Consider the following 14,459-nt stretch of genomic DNA (forward strand, 5'->3'; position numbering starts at 1 on the left):
GATGGCTGGCTTATCAACAGCGCACGTCCTTTAGCTCTTCTGGCTGAGGGACGTGTTTTTTTGTTTATCTGCCTCAGACGTGGCTTTTCTTGTCAAAGAAAGGTGCGTATACTATAATGAAGCACAGTTAAAGATTTTAGCGATGCACAGTTTAACAGTTTAAAGGGGGAACGCGTCATGAGTTTACGTTATTTAACCGCGGGGGAAACGCATGGTCCCCAGCTAACTGCCATTGTAGAGGGTATGCCGAGTAATTTGAAATTGGATTTTGAAGAATTGAATTTTCAATTGCACCGTCGTCAGAAAGGATATGGACGGGGGCGGCGTATGCAGATTGAAAAAGATACGGCGAAGATTGCTGGTGGCGTACGTCACGGATATACCACAGGTGCACCAATTGCACTAGTTGTGGAAAATAACGATTGGAAGCACTGGCAGAATATTATGAATATTGAGCCTATTGAAGGCAGTGATGAAGAAAAGCGTCGGGTTCATCGGCCGCGTCCGGGTCATGCGGATTTGAATGGCGGAATGAAATACAACCTGAAGGATCTTCGTAACGTGTTGGAACGCTCCAGTGCACGGGAAACAGCAATTCGTGTGGCATGTGGCGGGTTGGCTCGTCAATTGCTGGCTGAGTTCGGGATCAAGGTGGCAGGTCAGGTCATCCGCATTGGTGAAATCGAAGCTCCTTATCGCGATTTGCCGATTGATGAACTGATTGCCGTAACAGAAGCTTCTTCGGTAAGAGTAACCGATCCAGAAACGGAGAAGAAAATGGAAGCCTACATTGACCTGATCAAGCAAGAAGGTGACTCCGTCGGTGGTGTAGTGGAATGTATCGTGGAAGGTGTTCCGATTGGTCTGGGCAGTCATGTACAGTATGATCGGAAGTTGGATGCACGTATCGCACAAGGCGTCATGTCGATCAATGCATTTAAAGGTGTGGAAATCGGCATTGGGTTTGAAGCAGGAGAATTGCGCGGTTCACAGGTGCATGACGAGATTTTATATGATGAGGAACGTGGATATCACCGTCGTACGAATCGTTTGGGTGGTTTTGAGGGTGGCATGACCAACGGAATGCCAGTGGTGGTTCGTGGCGTTATGAAGCCAATTCCCACACTTTATAAGCCACTGCAAAGCGTTGACATTGATACGAAAGAAGCGTTCACTGCACAGGTTGAGCGTTCGGATGCATGTGCGGTACCAGCGGCAAGCGTAGTCATGGAGCATGTGGTAGCTTGGGAGATAGCCAAAGCTTTACTAGAGAAATTCGGCGGGGATTCAATTGAAGAAATCCGTGCGAATATTGCATCCTATGAACAACAACTGGAGCAATACTAAGATGAGTACGCTGACGGTACAGCTTAGCGAACGTTCTTATCCTATTCTTATCGGACGTGGGTTGTTGCATCAAGCCGGAGAGTCGTTGAAGGAACGAGGAATTGCACAAAAAAGCCCATTATTGATTGTTTCAGACGAAAATGTAGCGGGATTCTACTTGGCAACATTGGAAAGCAATCTTCAAGAGGCGGGGTACAAAACGGTATCATTTGTCGTTAAGCCAGGTGAAACATCCAAGTCGCTTGCTGTATTTGAGCGGGGTATAACAGCAGCTATTGAGGGCGGTTTGGATCGCAATTCAGCTGTTATCGCTCTTGGTGGTGGTGTGGTGGGTGATTTGGCTGGATTTGTGGCGGCATCTTTTATGAGAGGCATCAAGTTCGTACAGGTTCCAACTACTATCCTTGCCCATGACAGCAGCGTGGGTGGTAAGGTCGGCATCAATCATCCTTTGGCGAAAAATATGATAGGAGCCTTTCATCAACCGGAACTCGTACTGTATGACGTAGATACGTTGTCAACATTACCTCCTCGCGAGGTATCTGCGGGGCTTGCTGAAATGATCAAGCATGGCTTGATCTGGGATGCTGATTTTGCTCAGTGGTGCCGTGAACATTCGACGGATTTGCTCGGACTGGATGCGACGGCACTGGAGTACGGGCTGGAGAAGGGATGCTCCATTAAAGCCGAAGTTGTATCACGCGATGAACGAGAAAATGATTTGCGCGCTATTTTAAACTTAGGCCATACGATTGGGCATGCGATTGAAGCGATTGCGGGGTATGGTGAGTTTTTACACGGGGAAGCCATTTCTATTGGTATGGTTGGCTCGGCACTACTGGGTGTGAAGCTAGGGGCAGATCCTTCTTTGGTAAACGAAACGAAGGATATGCTGTCATCGCTGCGCTTACCGACTTCTCTTCCGTCACATCTCGATACAGATCAACTGCTCGAAGCGATGATGCATGACAAAAAATTCAAAGAAGGCAGTATTACTTTCGTTGTCCCACGCAGTATTGGGCGTGTGGAGGTTGTTAAGGATATTTCCGTCTCTTACATCCGGGAAGTCATTGAACAGTTAAAAGAGGAGGCGTAACGATGTACAATCGTGGAATTCGTGGCGCGACGACCGTGACGAATAATGAAGCAAACGAAATTTTGGAAGCAACAAGCCAACTACTGGAGGAAATCGTATCCTACAATGAAATTCAGCCGGAGGATATTAGTAATGTATGGATAACGGTGACCCATGACCTGGATGCTGCCTTTCCAGCCATGGCCATCCGTCAGCTTGACGGCTGGGACATGGTTCCGCTCATGTGTGCATTAGAAATTCCTGTAGCTGGTAGCTTGCCCAAGTGCATCCGTTTGATGGTACAGGTGAATACCGATAAAACTCAGCGTGAAATGAAACATGTATATTTGAACGGAGCACAGATGTTAAGACCAGATCTGGCTTCCCAAGGGAAATAATCGTCCATTTTTTAAGTTGATGGTTGCCAAAGTAACATTCCATGAGATATAGTGTGTGTAGCAGAGTTGAGTAGAGTAGAGTTAGCCAGAGCAGAGTTGAGATGAGAAGAGTGTAGTCTAGCCAATTCCATATGAGATTACAGAGACCAGCGGTAGCGGGTAAGCTTTTGTCCGTGAAGAGACCTTCTTCATAAAGAGAAGCTTATTTGAGGTAACCTGCGCGGTTATGCAAAAGGGATAAGTGTATGCTTTTCTATTTGCTGTGATCATTGTACATATGGAGCATTCTTATAATTTCAATAACTGACAGCCTCTACCTTACGGGTAGAGGCTTTTTTATTCTCTCCATTGGGTTCTGCGCCAATTTGGAAAGGAAGTGATCTCATGTTAACGCCGCATGTGGAGCAAGTGATAGCGATGGCGAATGAATTTAACCTGATTCCTGTGTACAAAAAAGTGCTGGCTGATATGGAGACGCCGATTCGGATTTTCCGTCGGTATGCTGAGCGGGACCGTGCCTTTCTGCTGGAGAGTGTAGAGGGAGGCGAGCAGTGGGCGCGACATTCCTTCATCGGAACAGACCCATTTCTGATGGTCTCAGGTAAAAAAGGTCGATTGATTTTGGAACAACACGGTAAACGGCAAATATTAAGCGACAAGCCGATTGAAGCGCTCAAAGCATTACTTCGTAAATACCGTAGTCCGAAACTGAAAGACATGCCTCCATTTACAGGCGGGGCTATCGGATTTTTTGGATATGACCTGCTTCAATACTACGAAAAGCTGCCAGAGCACTCGGTAGATGATTTGAATATGGATGATATTCGTTTTATGTTTTGCGATCAAGTCATTGTCTTTGATCATGTGAAACAGCAAATTTTGCTGGTTGGCAATGTTCATATAGGTGAAGGGTTCCGCGAGGAGGACATTCGTGCTGCTTATGCAGATGTGGAACGCAAGTTGGAGAACACGGCGCAGTATCTGCGCAAGCAGTCCCCACCGGAGCGATTAGGCTCTGCCTCCATTCCTGATGATGTGGAACTGGGTGAGATCCAATCCAATGTGACAAAGGAACAATTTATATCAAACGTGGAGCAGGCAAAGGAGTATATCCGCTCCGGTGATATTTTTCAGGTTGTACTGTCCCAGCGTTTTCACATCGATACAGAGGCCTCTCCACTACAGGTATACCGCGTGCTGCGCACGATGAACCCGTCGCCATATATGTATTATCTGAAAATGGATGACGAGATCATCGTAGGCACTTCGCCGGAGGCACTCGTCAAGGTGGAAAACGGCCGTGTAGAGACCCGACCGATTGCAGGAACGAGACCGCGTGGCGTAACGGAAACCGAAGATGCGGCGCTTGCTGAAGAATTGTTGAAGGATGAAAAAGAACGTGCAGAGCATCTGATGTTGGTAGATCTGGGAAGAAATGATCTGGGACGTGTATCCCAGTTTGGCAGCGTAAAATGCGATACATTCATGGAGATTGAACGCTATTCCCACGTGATGCACATTGTATCGAATGTGTCGGGCGAACTGCGTGAGGACAAAGATTTCTTCGATGCTTTCCTGTCTTGCCTGCCTGCCGGCACCGTATCCGGAGCTCCAAAGCTACGGGCGATGGAGATTATTGCTGAGCTGGAGCGGGAAGCACGCGGAACCTATGCAGGAGCAATTGGATATTTGGGCTTCTCAGGCAATATGGATGCTTGCATTACGATTCGCACAATTGTGTTTAAAAAGAACCGGGCCTATGTCCAGGCAGGGGCTGGAATTGTGTGGGACTCGGTACCGGAAAGCGAGTATCAGGAGACGGTGAACAAAGCAAAGGCACTGCTGAAAGCAATCCGCACGGCGGAAGCGATGTTTCCAGCAACTACACAGCCTTACAACAGCGTCATCAACCAAGATTATTTGTACACTCCGTAACACACAAAAATCTGATTCTGAGGAGGAGACGACAATGGAACGACATGACATGATACAAGTAGGGTTAAGCCGGATCATTGAGGGACAGCATCTTTCGCGTACGGAGGCCCGTAGCGTGATGGAACAGATTATGAGTGGGAGTGCTACACAGGCGCAAATCGGCGGGCTCCTGACGGCTCTTCGCCTCAAGGGAGAGACGGTAGATGAAATCACCGGTTTTGCCGAAGCAATGCGCAATTACGCTAGTCCAGTGCAAGCTGGAGAGGGGAACAGTCGTCTATTGGATACATGCGGCACCGGGGGTTCGGGTATTCACAAGTTTAATATTTCCACCATTTCCGCTATTATCGCGGCTTCGGTTTCTGTACGGGTAGCCAAGCACGGCAACCGCTCTGCAAGTGGCCGTGCCGGGAGCGCTGATGTCCTGGAGGCACTCGGAGTCAACATTCATTTGACAAGTGATCAGGCTCGCTCGTGTCTGGACCGCATCGGTATCTGCTTTTTATTCGCACAGCTGTATCATCCGTCTATGAAGCATGCCGCAGCACCGCGCCGCGAGCTAGGTGTGCGGACGGTATTCAATATGCTCGGTCCATTGACGAATCCGGCTGGTGCGGATCGGCAGTTGCTGGGTATTTATGACGCTGGCAAAACGGAAGTGATTGCCGAGGTATTGAACCAGCTTGGCTCCAAACGAGCCATGGTCGTCAGCAGTTTGGATGGGCTAGATGAAATTAGTATTTCGGCCGCCACACGAGTATCCGAGCTCAAGGACGGCAAGGTTCACACGTTCGAGCTTCATCCGTCCGATCTGGGCTTGCAGACACATTCTCTCGATCAGGTGTTGGGCGGCGATGCTCAGGTTAACGCAGAGATCATACGGCGAATTTTGAACGGAGAGCATGGAGCTTATCGTGATGTTGTGCTAGCGAATGCAGGAGCGTGTATTTATGTCTCAGGCGCAGCAGCTACCTTGACAGACGGAGTAGCGAGAGCGGCAGAAGCCATCGACTCTGGATTGGCTCTTTCCAAGCTGGATCAATTAATACAGGCAACGGGGGAATATCAATATGTATCTTGATAAAATTGTGGTGACGAAGCGACAAGAAGTGGAGCAGCTTAAGCAGCATTTTGAGATTAATAAAGCCGAACGCTTAATTGCAGATTTACCTGTGACGAGAGGATTTGAAAATGCGATCGCCAGCGAACGCAACCGTCCGCTCGGGCTGATTGCTGAAGTAAAGAAGGCTTCTCCGTCCAAAGGGTTGATTCGACCAAATTTCCATCCGGTGGATATTGCGCGTGCATATGAGGGAGCAGGAGCCGATTGCATTTCTGTACTGACAGATGTTACGTATTTTCAGGGGAGTCCTGAATATTTACAGCAAATTCGCGATCAAGTGAAAATTCCGCTGCTGCGAAAAGATTTTATCATTGATGAACGGCAAATCTATGAAGCTCGTCTATTGGGAGCGGATGCGGTACTGTTGATTGCCGCGATATTGGAACAGAATGTATTAGGTTCATTCTTACAAATCGCCAAGGATCTTGGGCTGGATGCGTTGGTAGAGGTGCATGACAGTGAGGAACTTAAAGCAGTGCTGGATCTGGGTACAGCGACCTTAGTTGGTGTGAACAATCGCAATCTTCGGACATTTGAGACCCGTCTCCAGACGACAGAGGAGCTGATCTCACTGATCCCAAAAGGGGTTACATTCATCAGCGAAAGCGGCATTGCAGGACCGGAAGATGTTAAATATCTGCATTCGGTAGGTGCGCACGGCATTCTTGTAGGGGAGCATCTGATGCGTAAGGAAGATGTAGGACAGGCTGTAGTCGAATTGATGGACGGGGTTAAAGCATGAACAAAACGGGCGTAAAAATTTGTGGACTTCAAAGCGTTGAAGTGCTAAAATCTATGGTAAACTTACCGGTCGATTATATAGGTTTTGTGTTTGTTGACAGCAAGCGCCGGATTGACGGCGCACATGCTGGAGAGTTGCTTCGCGTATTGGATGAATGGGCCTCGGGCAGCAGACCGCGCAGCGTGGGCGTATTTGTGAACCCTGACGATGCACTGTTAAACGATGTGATGGAGAAAGCACCATTGGATGTCATTCAGTTGCATGGACAGGAGAGTCCGCAGCGTTGCCGGGAGCTTAAGGAACATTTCGGCATACAGGTATTCAAGGCTTGGTCTGTGCACAATCAAGAGCAGACGGTGAAGGGCCAGGCAGAACGCCGGGCCGACGAACTGGAGGCCTACGTTGGGACGATTGATGCTTTACTGCTGGATACCTATGATCCCCTGTATGGTGGCGGTTCTGGAAAAACGTTTGCGTGGGATCGAATTCCCGCCTATCAGGCTTGGACTCATCAACACGGAATCCCTCTGTTTGTAGCTGGGGGGCTGACTGCCGATAACGCAGAAAAACTGATTAGCGAGTATCATCCCGACGGGCTGGATGTTTCCAGCGGTGTAGAGACGAACGGAGTCAAGGACATTGCAAAAATCACAGCATTCGTAGAAAGGGTGAAGCAGGCATGACACAATTACCTGATAACAACGGACGTTTTGGAACATTTGGCGGACGTTTTGTACCGGAAACGTTGATGAACGCACTGATTGAATTGGAGGAATCCTACCGAAAATACGCGGATGATCCTGAATTTAAAGCAGAGTTGAACGGACTTCTAAAAGACTATTCGGGTCGGGAAACTCCGCTTTATCATGCGGAGCGTCTGAGCCAACATCTGGGCGGGGCAAAAATTTACTTGAAGCGCGAAGATTTAAACCATACTGGCGCCCACAAAATTAATAATGCATTGGCCCAGGGATTGCTGGCAAAGCGTATGGGTAAACAGAAGGTCATTGCCGAAACAGGTGCAGGACAGCATGGTGTCGCAACGGCTACCGTAGCTGCATTGCTCGGATTGGAATGCAAAGTGTTTATGGGCGAAGAGGATACGGTTCGCCAGCAGTTGAACGTATTTCGGATGCAGCTTTTGGGTGCAGAAGTGATTCCGGTGACATCCGGTACGCGTACACTTAAGGATGCCGGGAATGAAGCTTTACGTTATTGGGTGAGCCATGTTCATGACACGTTCTATATTTTGGGTTCGGCTGTCGGTCCGCATCCGTATCCGATGATGGTGCGGGATTTCCAGCGTGTGATAGGCGATGAAACACGCCGTCAGATCTTGGAGAAGGAAGGCAGACTTCCGGATGTTGTTGTGGCAGCGATCGGTGGCGGAAGCAATGCTATCGGTATGTTTTATCCTTTCATAGAGGATCAAGGTGTTGCTTTGATTGGCGTGGAGGCTGCTGGTAAAGGCGTCGAGACGGAATTCCATGCAGCTACCATGAGCAAGGGGACGCAAGGAGTCTTCCAAGGCTCTATGAGTTATCTGCTTCAGGATGAGTACGGACAAGTGCAACCTGCGCATTCCATCTCGGCTGGACTGGATTATCCAGGTGTTGGACCGGAGCATTCATACCTAAAAGATATTGAGCGGGCCCAATATGTCCCGATTACTGATCAGGAAGCGCTGGATGCACTTCAGCTCCTTTGCCGTACCGAAGGAATACTGCCTGCATTAGAGTCGGCACATGCCGTTGCACAGATCGCCAAGCTGGCACCTACGTTGACTTCAGATGATATTATCGTTATTTGTTTGTCTGGGCGCGGGGATAAAGATGTGGACTCCATTATCAAGTATTTAGGGGGAAATCCGTCATGAATTTAATTGATCAGGCGTTTGAACGCCTTAAACATGAAGGCAAAACGGCATTAATTCCTTTTCTGACGGTAGGCGACCCGGATGTGGATACCACGATAGAGATCATTCGGCAGTTAGAGTCAGCCGGAGCCGATATATTGGAACTAGGCGTACCTTATTCGGACCCGTTGGCTGACGGCCCTGTGATTCAGCGTGCGTCTGAACGTGCACTGAAACGGCAAATTTCAATCCGCACCTGTATGGAGACAGCGTCTCTGGCTAGGGCGGCAGGTTCAAGCCTGCCTTTTATTCTGTTCACGTATTATAATCCTGTATTGCAGATGGGGATGGATGCTTTCTTTGCAGGCTTGCAGGAGCACGGTATCAGTGGTCTGATTATTCCGGATCTTCCGCTTGAAGAAGCAGAGGAGCTGGGAGGACGGGCAGCAGAGGTAGGTGTGCATCTGGTTCCGCTGGTAGCCCCAACGTCTGAACAACGGATCGAACGAATTGCCCGTCAGGCCCGAGGATTTGTGTACTGTGTATCTTCGCTGGGTGTAACCGGAGAAAGAGCTTCTTTTTTTGAAGGTATAGAGGGCTTTATCGCGCAGGTCAAACGGCATACGGATGTTCCGGTGGCGATAGGCTTTGGTATTTCAAATCGTGAGCAGGTTGTCCGGTTTTCAGACATTTGCGATGGAGTTGTGGTTGGCAGTGCCATTGTGCGACAGGTGGAGGAAGCCATTCCATTGCTGGAGGATTCTGCACGCAGAGAAGAAGGACTTTTGCAAATTCGCGATTTTGTGGCACAATTAAAGCAGTAATGGGTGTCAAATATAAAATATTTAATTTAGTTCTGATTGGATAGAGGAGGAAGGGGCATGCAACCTAAACCGCATATTGTACATTTGCCAGTATATCAGCCCGGTAAACCGATTGAGGATGTGAAACGTGAGCTGGGACTCGATGAAGTAATCAAGCTCGCCTCAAACGAGAATCCGTATGGCAGCTCTCCCAAAGTGTTGCAGGCCATTCAGCAGGAGTTTGCTAACATCAGTGTATATCCTGACGGAAGTGCAGTTGCTCTGACACAGGCACTAGCTAAACGGACGGGTTTAAAAGAAGATCAGTTTATCTATGGCTGTGGCTCTGACGAAATTATTGCGTTGATTACACGTGCATTCCTCCTTCCAGGGGAAGAAAGCATCATGGCTGATCAGACATTTTCCGTCTATAAAAGTAACGTGGAAATTGAGGGAGCAGTTGCAGTTGAGGTGCCTTTGCGTGACGGTGTACATGATTTGGATGCCATGCTGTCTCATATCAATGACCGTACAAAAATTATTTGGATCTGTAATCCAAATAATCCGACGGGAACGATTGTACCCGAAGCTGAGCTGATTGCGTTTCTGAACCAAGTGCCAAAGCATATCATGGTGGTGCTGGATGAAGCCTACGCTGAGTTTGTAATAGATCGTTCGTATCCAGACGGTATTCGCTTGTTGTCAGCTTATGAAAATTTGGTTGTACTGCGTACCTTCTCCAAAATCTATGGTCTGGCTTCGCTACGTATCGGATATGGTATGGGAGCCGAGGCAACTATTCGCTTGATCAATCAGGTTCGTGAGCCGTTTAATACTTCACGGGTAGCACAGGCTGCGGCCATTGCTGCCTTGGAAGATCAGGAATTTGTTCAGGAATGTCGGGATCGTAATGCAGAGGGTAGAGCTTATTTGCAAAATGAGCTGAAGCGTTTGGGGCTGGAGTCTTTCCCGGCACATGGTAATTTTATTATGCTGGACGTACGTCGTCCATCCGGTGAGGTATTTCAGGAGTTGCTTCGTAAAGGTGTGATTATTCGCGCAGGTCATCACAAATATCCGACATATATTAGGGTGTCGGTTGGATCACAGCCGCAAAATGAGTTGTTTATTCGTGCGCTGGAACAGGTCCTGGGGGCGGAAGCGGCGAAAGTACGCCTATAATTTCCGCAGATGGGATTTGATAATAGATGAAGATTGCCATTTTCGGCGTGGGACTGATTGGCGGGTCCCTCGCACTTTGTTTTAGAGGGAAGCCGGATATTACTGTGGTCGGTCATGCTCATCTTCCTGAACTGATAGAACCGATGCTAAGCCGTGGTGTCGTGGACACCGCGACTCTTTCGGTTGAAGAGGCGGTCAAGGATGCCGATTTTATTTTTTTATGCGTTCCGGTTGGTTTACTGGAGCATTATCTCGAATTGTTAAGCAAGTTACCGCTTAAAGCGGGGTGTATTATTACCGACGTAGGTAGCACGAAATCGGCGATTGCCAAAAAGGCATCAGAAATATCTTTGCACAATGCTTACTTTATCGGGGGTCATCCGATGGCTGGCTCGGAGCGTTCCGGTGTCAAGGCCGCTTCTGCGTTGTTGTTTGAAAATGCATATTATGTGCTTTCCCCTGCAGAGGGTGTGCCTGAGGAAGCTTACAGCTCGCTGGAGCGCTTGTTGAAATATACCGGTGCTCATGTTGTGCGTGTCCAACCTGATATGCATGACGATATTGTCGGTGCGATTAGCCATCTTCCACATATTATTGCAGCAGCGCTGGTGAATCAGGTACGAAAGCACAATGATGAAAATCCGTTGTACCGTACATTGGCTGCTGGTGGGTTTCGTGATATTACACGGATAGCCTCTAGTGATCCGGTTGTGTGGCGGGACATTTTGCTTAGTAATCGTGATGTTTTACTGGGCCTGTTGGAAGAATGGAATGGGCAGATTGAGCGTTTTACTCACTTGCTGAGAACACAAGACGGAGAGGGAATTGCTGACGAATTTTTGACAGCAGGGCATTTCCGCAGTGAACTGCCAGAGCGTCGTAAAGGAGTTATTGTCTCTACGTTTGATCTGTATATTGATGTACCGGATACCCCAGGGATTATCGGAAGAATTGCAATGGAACTAGGAAATCACAGCATTAATCTGAGCAATATGCGAATCATTGAAAGTCGGGAGGATGTTCCTGGCATCATGAGGCTTTCCTTCCGTCAAGAGCAGGACTGGGAGCGTGCCAAAACCTTACTGGATTCGATGGGCTATAAAGTGGTTGTATAGAAGGAAAGTATGAGTGTTCAATAAGGAGGTAGACCGCTCCGCGATTCATTTGATCTTACGATCGCTGTTGCCTGCAGATTTTCTGAATATATGTACAAAGGGGAAAATCCGCAGGCAAAGGCGAACGCTGCGCTTCTCCAGATTCAAATGAATCGCTCCGCTACGGACCGTCTTAAAAGCATCATACTTTCTGGAGTGAAGTAGTAAGAAAAAATTTAAAGCGGGCGATGAGTTTCTTCGCTCGTTTTTTGTTATTTGAAGAGCCGATGGAATAGTCCTTTCTACTTATTAATAAAGAAAAAAAGACCACCCGGGTAAAGCCCCGGGTGGTAGCTACTTTCAGTAAAGTAGCTGAGTAGGATAGGAGTGGAGAGAAACCATACTGTACTTTTATTATATGTATACGTTTTCATTTTGTCAATATTTTTTTAAAGCGTTTTCTTTTTGTTTAATTATCCTTATTGGTGCTCTAAATGAAACACTTTGATTGGATTTGTCATTTATCTTGAATAAACTTAAAATCCATTGAAAAGCGGTTTAAATGAATTAGCTGCCAGCGTTAGGGAGCCTTTGATGGAAATCGTGGGGATTTTGGACTTTTTTACTGGCGGCCATTTTGTGGTACAATGGGTAAGTCCATTTTGGATATTGAATATTGTTGGGGATAGCACCGTTAATGTTGGCACTACATAGGGTAAGAAAATAACAAATGTTCCATGATGCTGTTTCATCCATTTGCGCAGAGGGCGCAACTTTTTTTGGCCTGTTCGGTATATATAGACAGAATCGGACGGGAAAACAGCACATGTATGGGCGAGGAGGGTCTCACTCGGATGATGACAGATTCCCAGATGATTCAGGAAATCAAACAAGGTAATGTTGAGGTTTATTCAGAATTAATGAGGCGGCACCAACGTAAAATTTTAGCTTTTGTTTATCATATGCTGAAAAGTTCGAACCTGGAAATGATTGCTGAGGACTTATGCTCGGAGACGTTTTATAAAGCGTATCGGAGCCTGCATTCTTTTCGCGAGGTAGATGCATCGTTCTCCACTTGGCTATATACAATTGCACGCAATACGGTGCTCAGTGAGCTTCGTAAGCACCGTAGTGGTCAGGTTCCATTGGAAGAGAGCGGTTATGTACCGGTAGCTCCATCGGATGTAATCCCGGAGCAGGCTGTTCTTCGCGGTGAGAAGGTAGAGATGGTTCGTGAAGCAATCAACAGATTGCCTGAGAAGCAGCGATCTGCGCTGATTTTGCGTGAATATGAGCAATTAGATTATCAGGAGATTGCGACTATTTTAGGACAGACGGTCAGTGCGGTGAAGTCATTGCTTTTCCGGGCAAGAACCAGTGTGAAGACGCAGTTGGAGCCTTATTTTTTTGAGCCTCTCTATGAGGAAAACGAAGGGATGAGCAGCCAATGAAATCCAGGGACGCTGAGGATTTGTTCGCTACAGGCAAAAATGTATCGAAACAAGACTCGGAGCGCAGACGGGCCAAAAGCTCGTCTGCCGGGTGGGAGCATGGTTCGGAAGAGAATGATTGGAATTTGTCAAAAGAAAGTCGATCGGCTATTCGTGATATTTCCTTTGAAATAACAGAAGATAAGCTAGAGGCAATGAATCGTAGAGTCATGGATCGAATTTATGAAGAATCACCGTGGCTTGTTCCGGGCGAGCATCGACGTGCGCGTGTGAACCCAGCAGCCCGTAAGTATATGTCTGTATGGATCGCCGGCTTCTTGGCCGTATTTTTGTGCAGCTTTTTGTTTTTGAACTGGAATGGAAGCTCCTCTCAGGAAAATCCCCCCCAAGCGGCTCCTGTCATGGACACGGGTATTTTACCGACAGGCCTGCTGGAAACTACAAGTACATCTCCACAGTATCAATACCACATTAAAGATGTGAATAGTGGCATTATGGATCCGCTGGTTGCAAGCATTGTTCCTACTTACCCGCAATACTGGATGTTGTTGTCTGTATTGGCACTTGCGCTTGCTTTATTTTCTCTGGGCTGGATCCATCGGACGAGAAGAGTTAGAAATTAGCTGGCAGATGGGCTCCATATAAAATTCATTATATGCCTGAATAACACAACAGCGGAGGACTGACACAATGCTTATTGGCTTGATCAGACATGGATTGACGGATTGGAATGCGGTAGGTAAAATCCAGGGGCACAGTGATATTCCGTTGAATGAGGAAGGGCGTCGGCAGGCACGCTTGCTGGCAGAACGATTGAAGGAAGAGCCTTATCAATGGGACGGGCTTATTACCAGTAGTCTCTCCAGAGCGAAAGAGACGGGGGATATTATTGCCTCTGCCCTGCATTTGCCATTGCTGGAACCTGATGATCGACTAAGAGAACGTGCTTATGGTCAGGTCGAGGGGATGACACAGGCCGAACGTGAAGAGAAGTGGGGAGTTGACTGGCATCTGCTGGATTTAGGGCAGGAAAGCGATGCAGATCTTCAGCTTCGTGCGCTAGCTTTTATGGAGGCTCTTTGGACGGAAAATCGGGACAAGAATCTGTTGATCGTTTCCCACGGGGGTTTCTTGGCTAATTTGTATAAGGCTCTGTATCAGGAAAAATTTACAGAACGAATTGGCAATTTGTCACTAAGTGTACTCCAGCGTGAGGATGCGGACTGGGAACCGCTTTTATATAATTGCACGAAGCATTTGCAAGAGAAAAAGTGACTGCAACTCCAATACTTTGTGAAAGACCACGGCTTCTACTCATCGTAGAGTCGTGGTCTTTTTGTTTTTTAATTATACCTTTGCAAAAAAAGAGGTTTAGAGTCTGAAGATTCCGTCAAAGCTGTGGGTACAACAGGTAAGAATCATTTCCGGATGACAGTCCAGTGACGAGGCGATGG

Annotated in this window: 14 protein-coding genes; all 14 read left to right on the forward strand. The window is 47.6% G+C overall.

The window, feature by feature from the left end; all coding sequences use genetic code 11:
* Window positions 1–177: 177 nt before the first annotated feature.
* Entirely contained in the window at window positions 178–1,347 is a 1,170-nt protein-coding gene (aroC, locus tag ACXHJ1_RS17555; RefSeq protein WP_019687864.1) for a chorismate synthase, read from the forward strand.
* 1 nt (window position 1,348) lies between these two features.
* On the forward strand, window positions 1,349–2,443 hold the full coding sequence (gene aroB, locus ACXHJ1_RS17560) for a 3-dehydroquinate synthase (protein WP_457904969.1): 1,095 nt from the start codon (window positions 1,349–1,351) through the stop codon (window positions 2,441–2,443).
* Between the two features lie 2 nt (window positions 2,444–2,445).
* Window positions 2,446–2,820 (forward strand): chorismate mutase, encoded by a 375-nt coding sequence (gene aroH / locus ACXHJ1_RS17565; RefSeq protein WP_457904970.1) that lies wholly within the window; start codon window positions 2,446–2,448, stop codon window positions 2,818–2,820.
* 384 nt (window positions 2,821–3,204) lie between these two features.
* Window positions 3,205–4,755, forward strand: a complete 1,551-nt coding sequence (gene trpE, locus ACXHJ1_RS17570) for an anthranilate synthase component I (RefSeq protein ID WP_457904971.1) — start codon at window positions 3,205–3,207, stop codon at window positions 4,753–4,755.
* A gap of 34 nt (window positions 4,756–4,789) precedes the next feature.
* A complete protein-coding gene (gene trpD, locus ACXHJ1_RS17575; protein WP_126666179.1) occupies window positions 4,790–5,836 on the forward strand; it encodes an anthranilate phosphoribosyltransferase in 1,047 nt (348 codons plus the stop codon).
* On the forward strand, window positions 5,826–6,620 hold the full coding sequence (gene trpC / locus ACXHJ1_RS17580; protein WP_025365128.1) for an indole-3-glycerol phosphate synthase TrpC: 795 nt from the start codon (window positions 5,826–5,828) through the stop codon (window positions 6,618–6,620). The genes trpD and trpC overlap by 11 nt, the downstream gene beginning before the upstream one ends.
* A complete protein-coding gene (locus ACXHJ1_RS17585; RefSeq protein ID WP_457904972.1) occupies window positions 6,617–7,303 on the forward strand; it encodes a phosphoribosylanthranilate isomerase in 687 nt (228 codons plus the stop codon). The genes trpC and ACXHJ1_RS17585 overlap by 4 nt, the downstream gene beginning before the upstream one ends.
* Window positions 7,300–8,496, forward strand: coding sequence for a tryptophan synthase subunit beta (trpB, locus tag ACXHJ1_RS17590; protein ID WP_457904973.1), 1,197 nt, complete (start codon window positions 7,300–7,302; stop codon window positions 8,494–8,496). The genes ACXHJ1_RS17585 and trpB overlap by 4 nt, the downstream gene beginning before the upstream one ends.
* On the forward strand, window positions 8,493–9,299 hold the full coding sequence (gene trpA, locus ACXHJ1_RS17595; RefSeq protein WP_457904974.1) for a tryptophan synthase subunit alpha: 807 nt from the start codon (window positions 8,493–8,495) through the stop codon (window positions 9,297–9,299). The genes trpB and trpA overlap by 4 nt, the downstream gene beginning before the upstream one ends.
* Window positions 9,300–9,356: 57 nt before the next feature.
* Entirely contained in the window at window positions 9,357–10,460 is a 1,104-nt protein-coding gene (gene hisC / locus ACXHJ1_RS17600; protein WP_457904975.1) for a histidinol-phosphate transaminase, read from the forward strand.
* A gap of 26 nt (window positions 10,461–10,486) precedes the next feature.
* On the forward strand, window positions 10,487–11,575 hold the full coding sequence (locus ACXHJ1_RS17605) for a prephenate dehydrogenase (RefSeq protein WP_019687857.1): 1,089 nt from the start codon (window positions 10,487–10,489) through the stop codon (window positions 11,573–11,575).
* An 833-nt stretch (window positions 11,576–12,408) separates the two neighbouring features.
* A complete protein-coding gene (locus ACXHJ1_RS17610) occupies window positions 12,409–13,005 on the forward strand; it encodes an RNA polymerase sigma factor (RefSeq protein ID WP_013310707.1) in 597 nt (198 codons plus the stop codon).
* Window positions 13,002–13,628, forward strand: coding sequence for an anti-sigma factor (locus ACXHJ1_RS17615; protein WP_457904976.1), 627 nt, complete (start codon window positions 13,002–13,004; stop codon window positions 13,626–13,628). The genes ACXHJ1_RS17610 and ACXHJ1_RS17615 overlap by 4 nt, the downstream gene beginning before the upstream one ends.
* A 67-nt stretch (window positions 13,629–13,695) precedes the next feature.
* Window positions 13,696–14,280: a histidine phosphatase family protein gene (locus ACXHJ1_RS17620; RefSeq protein WP_025365124.1), complete on the forward strand. Its 585-nt coding sequence runs from the start codon at window positions 13,696–13,698 to the stop codon at window positions 14,278–14,280.
* Window positions 14,281–14,459: the final 179 nt, after the last annotated feature.

Source organism: Paenibacillus sp. ALE2 (assembly GCF_054113385.1).

Bases quoted from the DNA above. Each gene is read 5' to 3' on its own strand.
- trpA (WP_457904974.1), top strand. From the start codon at position 8,493: ATGAATTTAATTGATCAGGCGTTTGAACGCCTTAAACATGAAGGCAAA.
- hisC (WP_457904975.1), top strand. From the start codon at position 9,357: ATGCAACCTAAACCGCATATTGTACATTTGCCAGTATATCAGCCCGGT.
- ACXHJ1_RS17610 (WP_013310707.1), top strand. From the start codon at position 12,409: ATGATGACAGATTCCCAGATGATTCAGGAAATCAAACAAGGTAATGTT.
- trpD (WP_126666179.1), top strand. From the start codon at position 4,790: ATGGAACGACATGACATGATACAAGTAGGGTTAAGCCGGATCATTGAG.
- aroB (WP_457904969.1), top strand. From the start codon at position 1,349: ATGAGTACGCTGACGGTACAGCTTAGCGAACGTTCTTATCCTATTCTT.
- aroC (WP_019687864.1), top strand. From the start codon at position 178: ATGAGTTTACGTTATTTAACCGCGGGGGAAACGCATGGTCCCCAGCTA.
- trpE (WP_457904971.1), top strand. From the start codon at position 3,205: ATGTTAACGCCGCATGTGGAGCAAGTGATAGCGATGGCGAATGAATTT.
- aroH (WP_457904970.1), top strand. From the start codon at position 2,446: ATGTACAATCGTGGAATTCGTGGCGCGACGACCGTGACGAATAATGAA.
- ACXHJ1_RS17615 (WP_457904976.1), top strand. From the start codon at position 13,002: ATGAAATCCAGGGACGCTGAGGATTTGTTCGCTACAGGCAAAAATGTA.
- ACXHJ1_RS17605 (WP_019687857.1), top strand. From the start codon at position 10,487: ATGAAGATTGCCATTTTCGGCGTGGGACTGATTGGCGGGTCCCTCGCA.
- ACXHJ1_RS17620 (WP_025365124.1), top strand. From the start codon at position 13,696: ATGCTTATTGGCTTGATCAGACATGGATTGACGGATTGGAATGCGGTA.
- ACXHJ1_RS17585 (WP_457904972.1), top strand. From the start codon at position 6,617: ATGAACAAAACGGGCGTAAAAATTTGTGGACTTCAAAGCGTTGAAGTG.
- trpC (WP_025365128.1), top strand. From the start codon at position 5,826: ATGTATCTTGATAAAATTGTGGTGACGAAGCGACAAGAAGTGGAGCAG.
- trpB (WP_457904973.1), top strand. From the start codon at position 7,300: ATGACACAATTACCTGATAACAACGGACGTTTTGGAACATTTGGCGGA.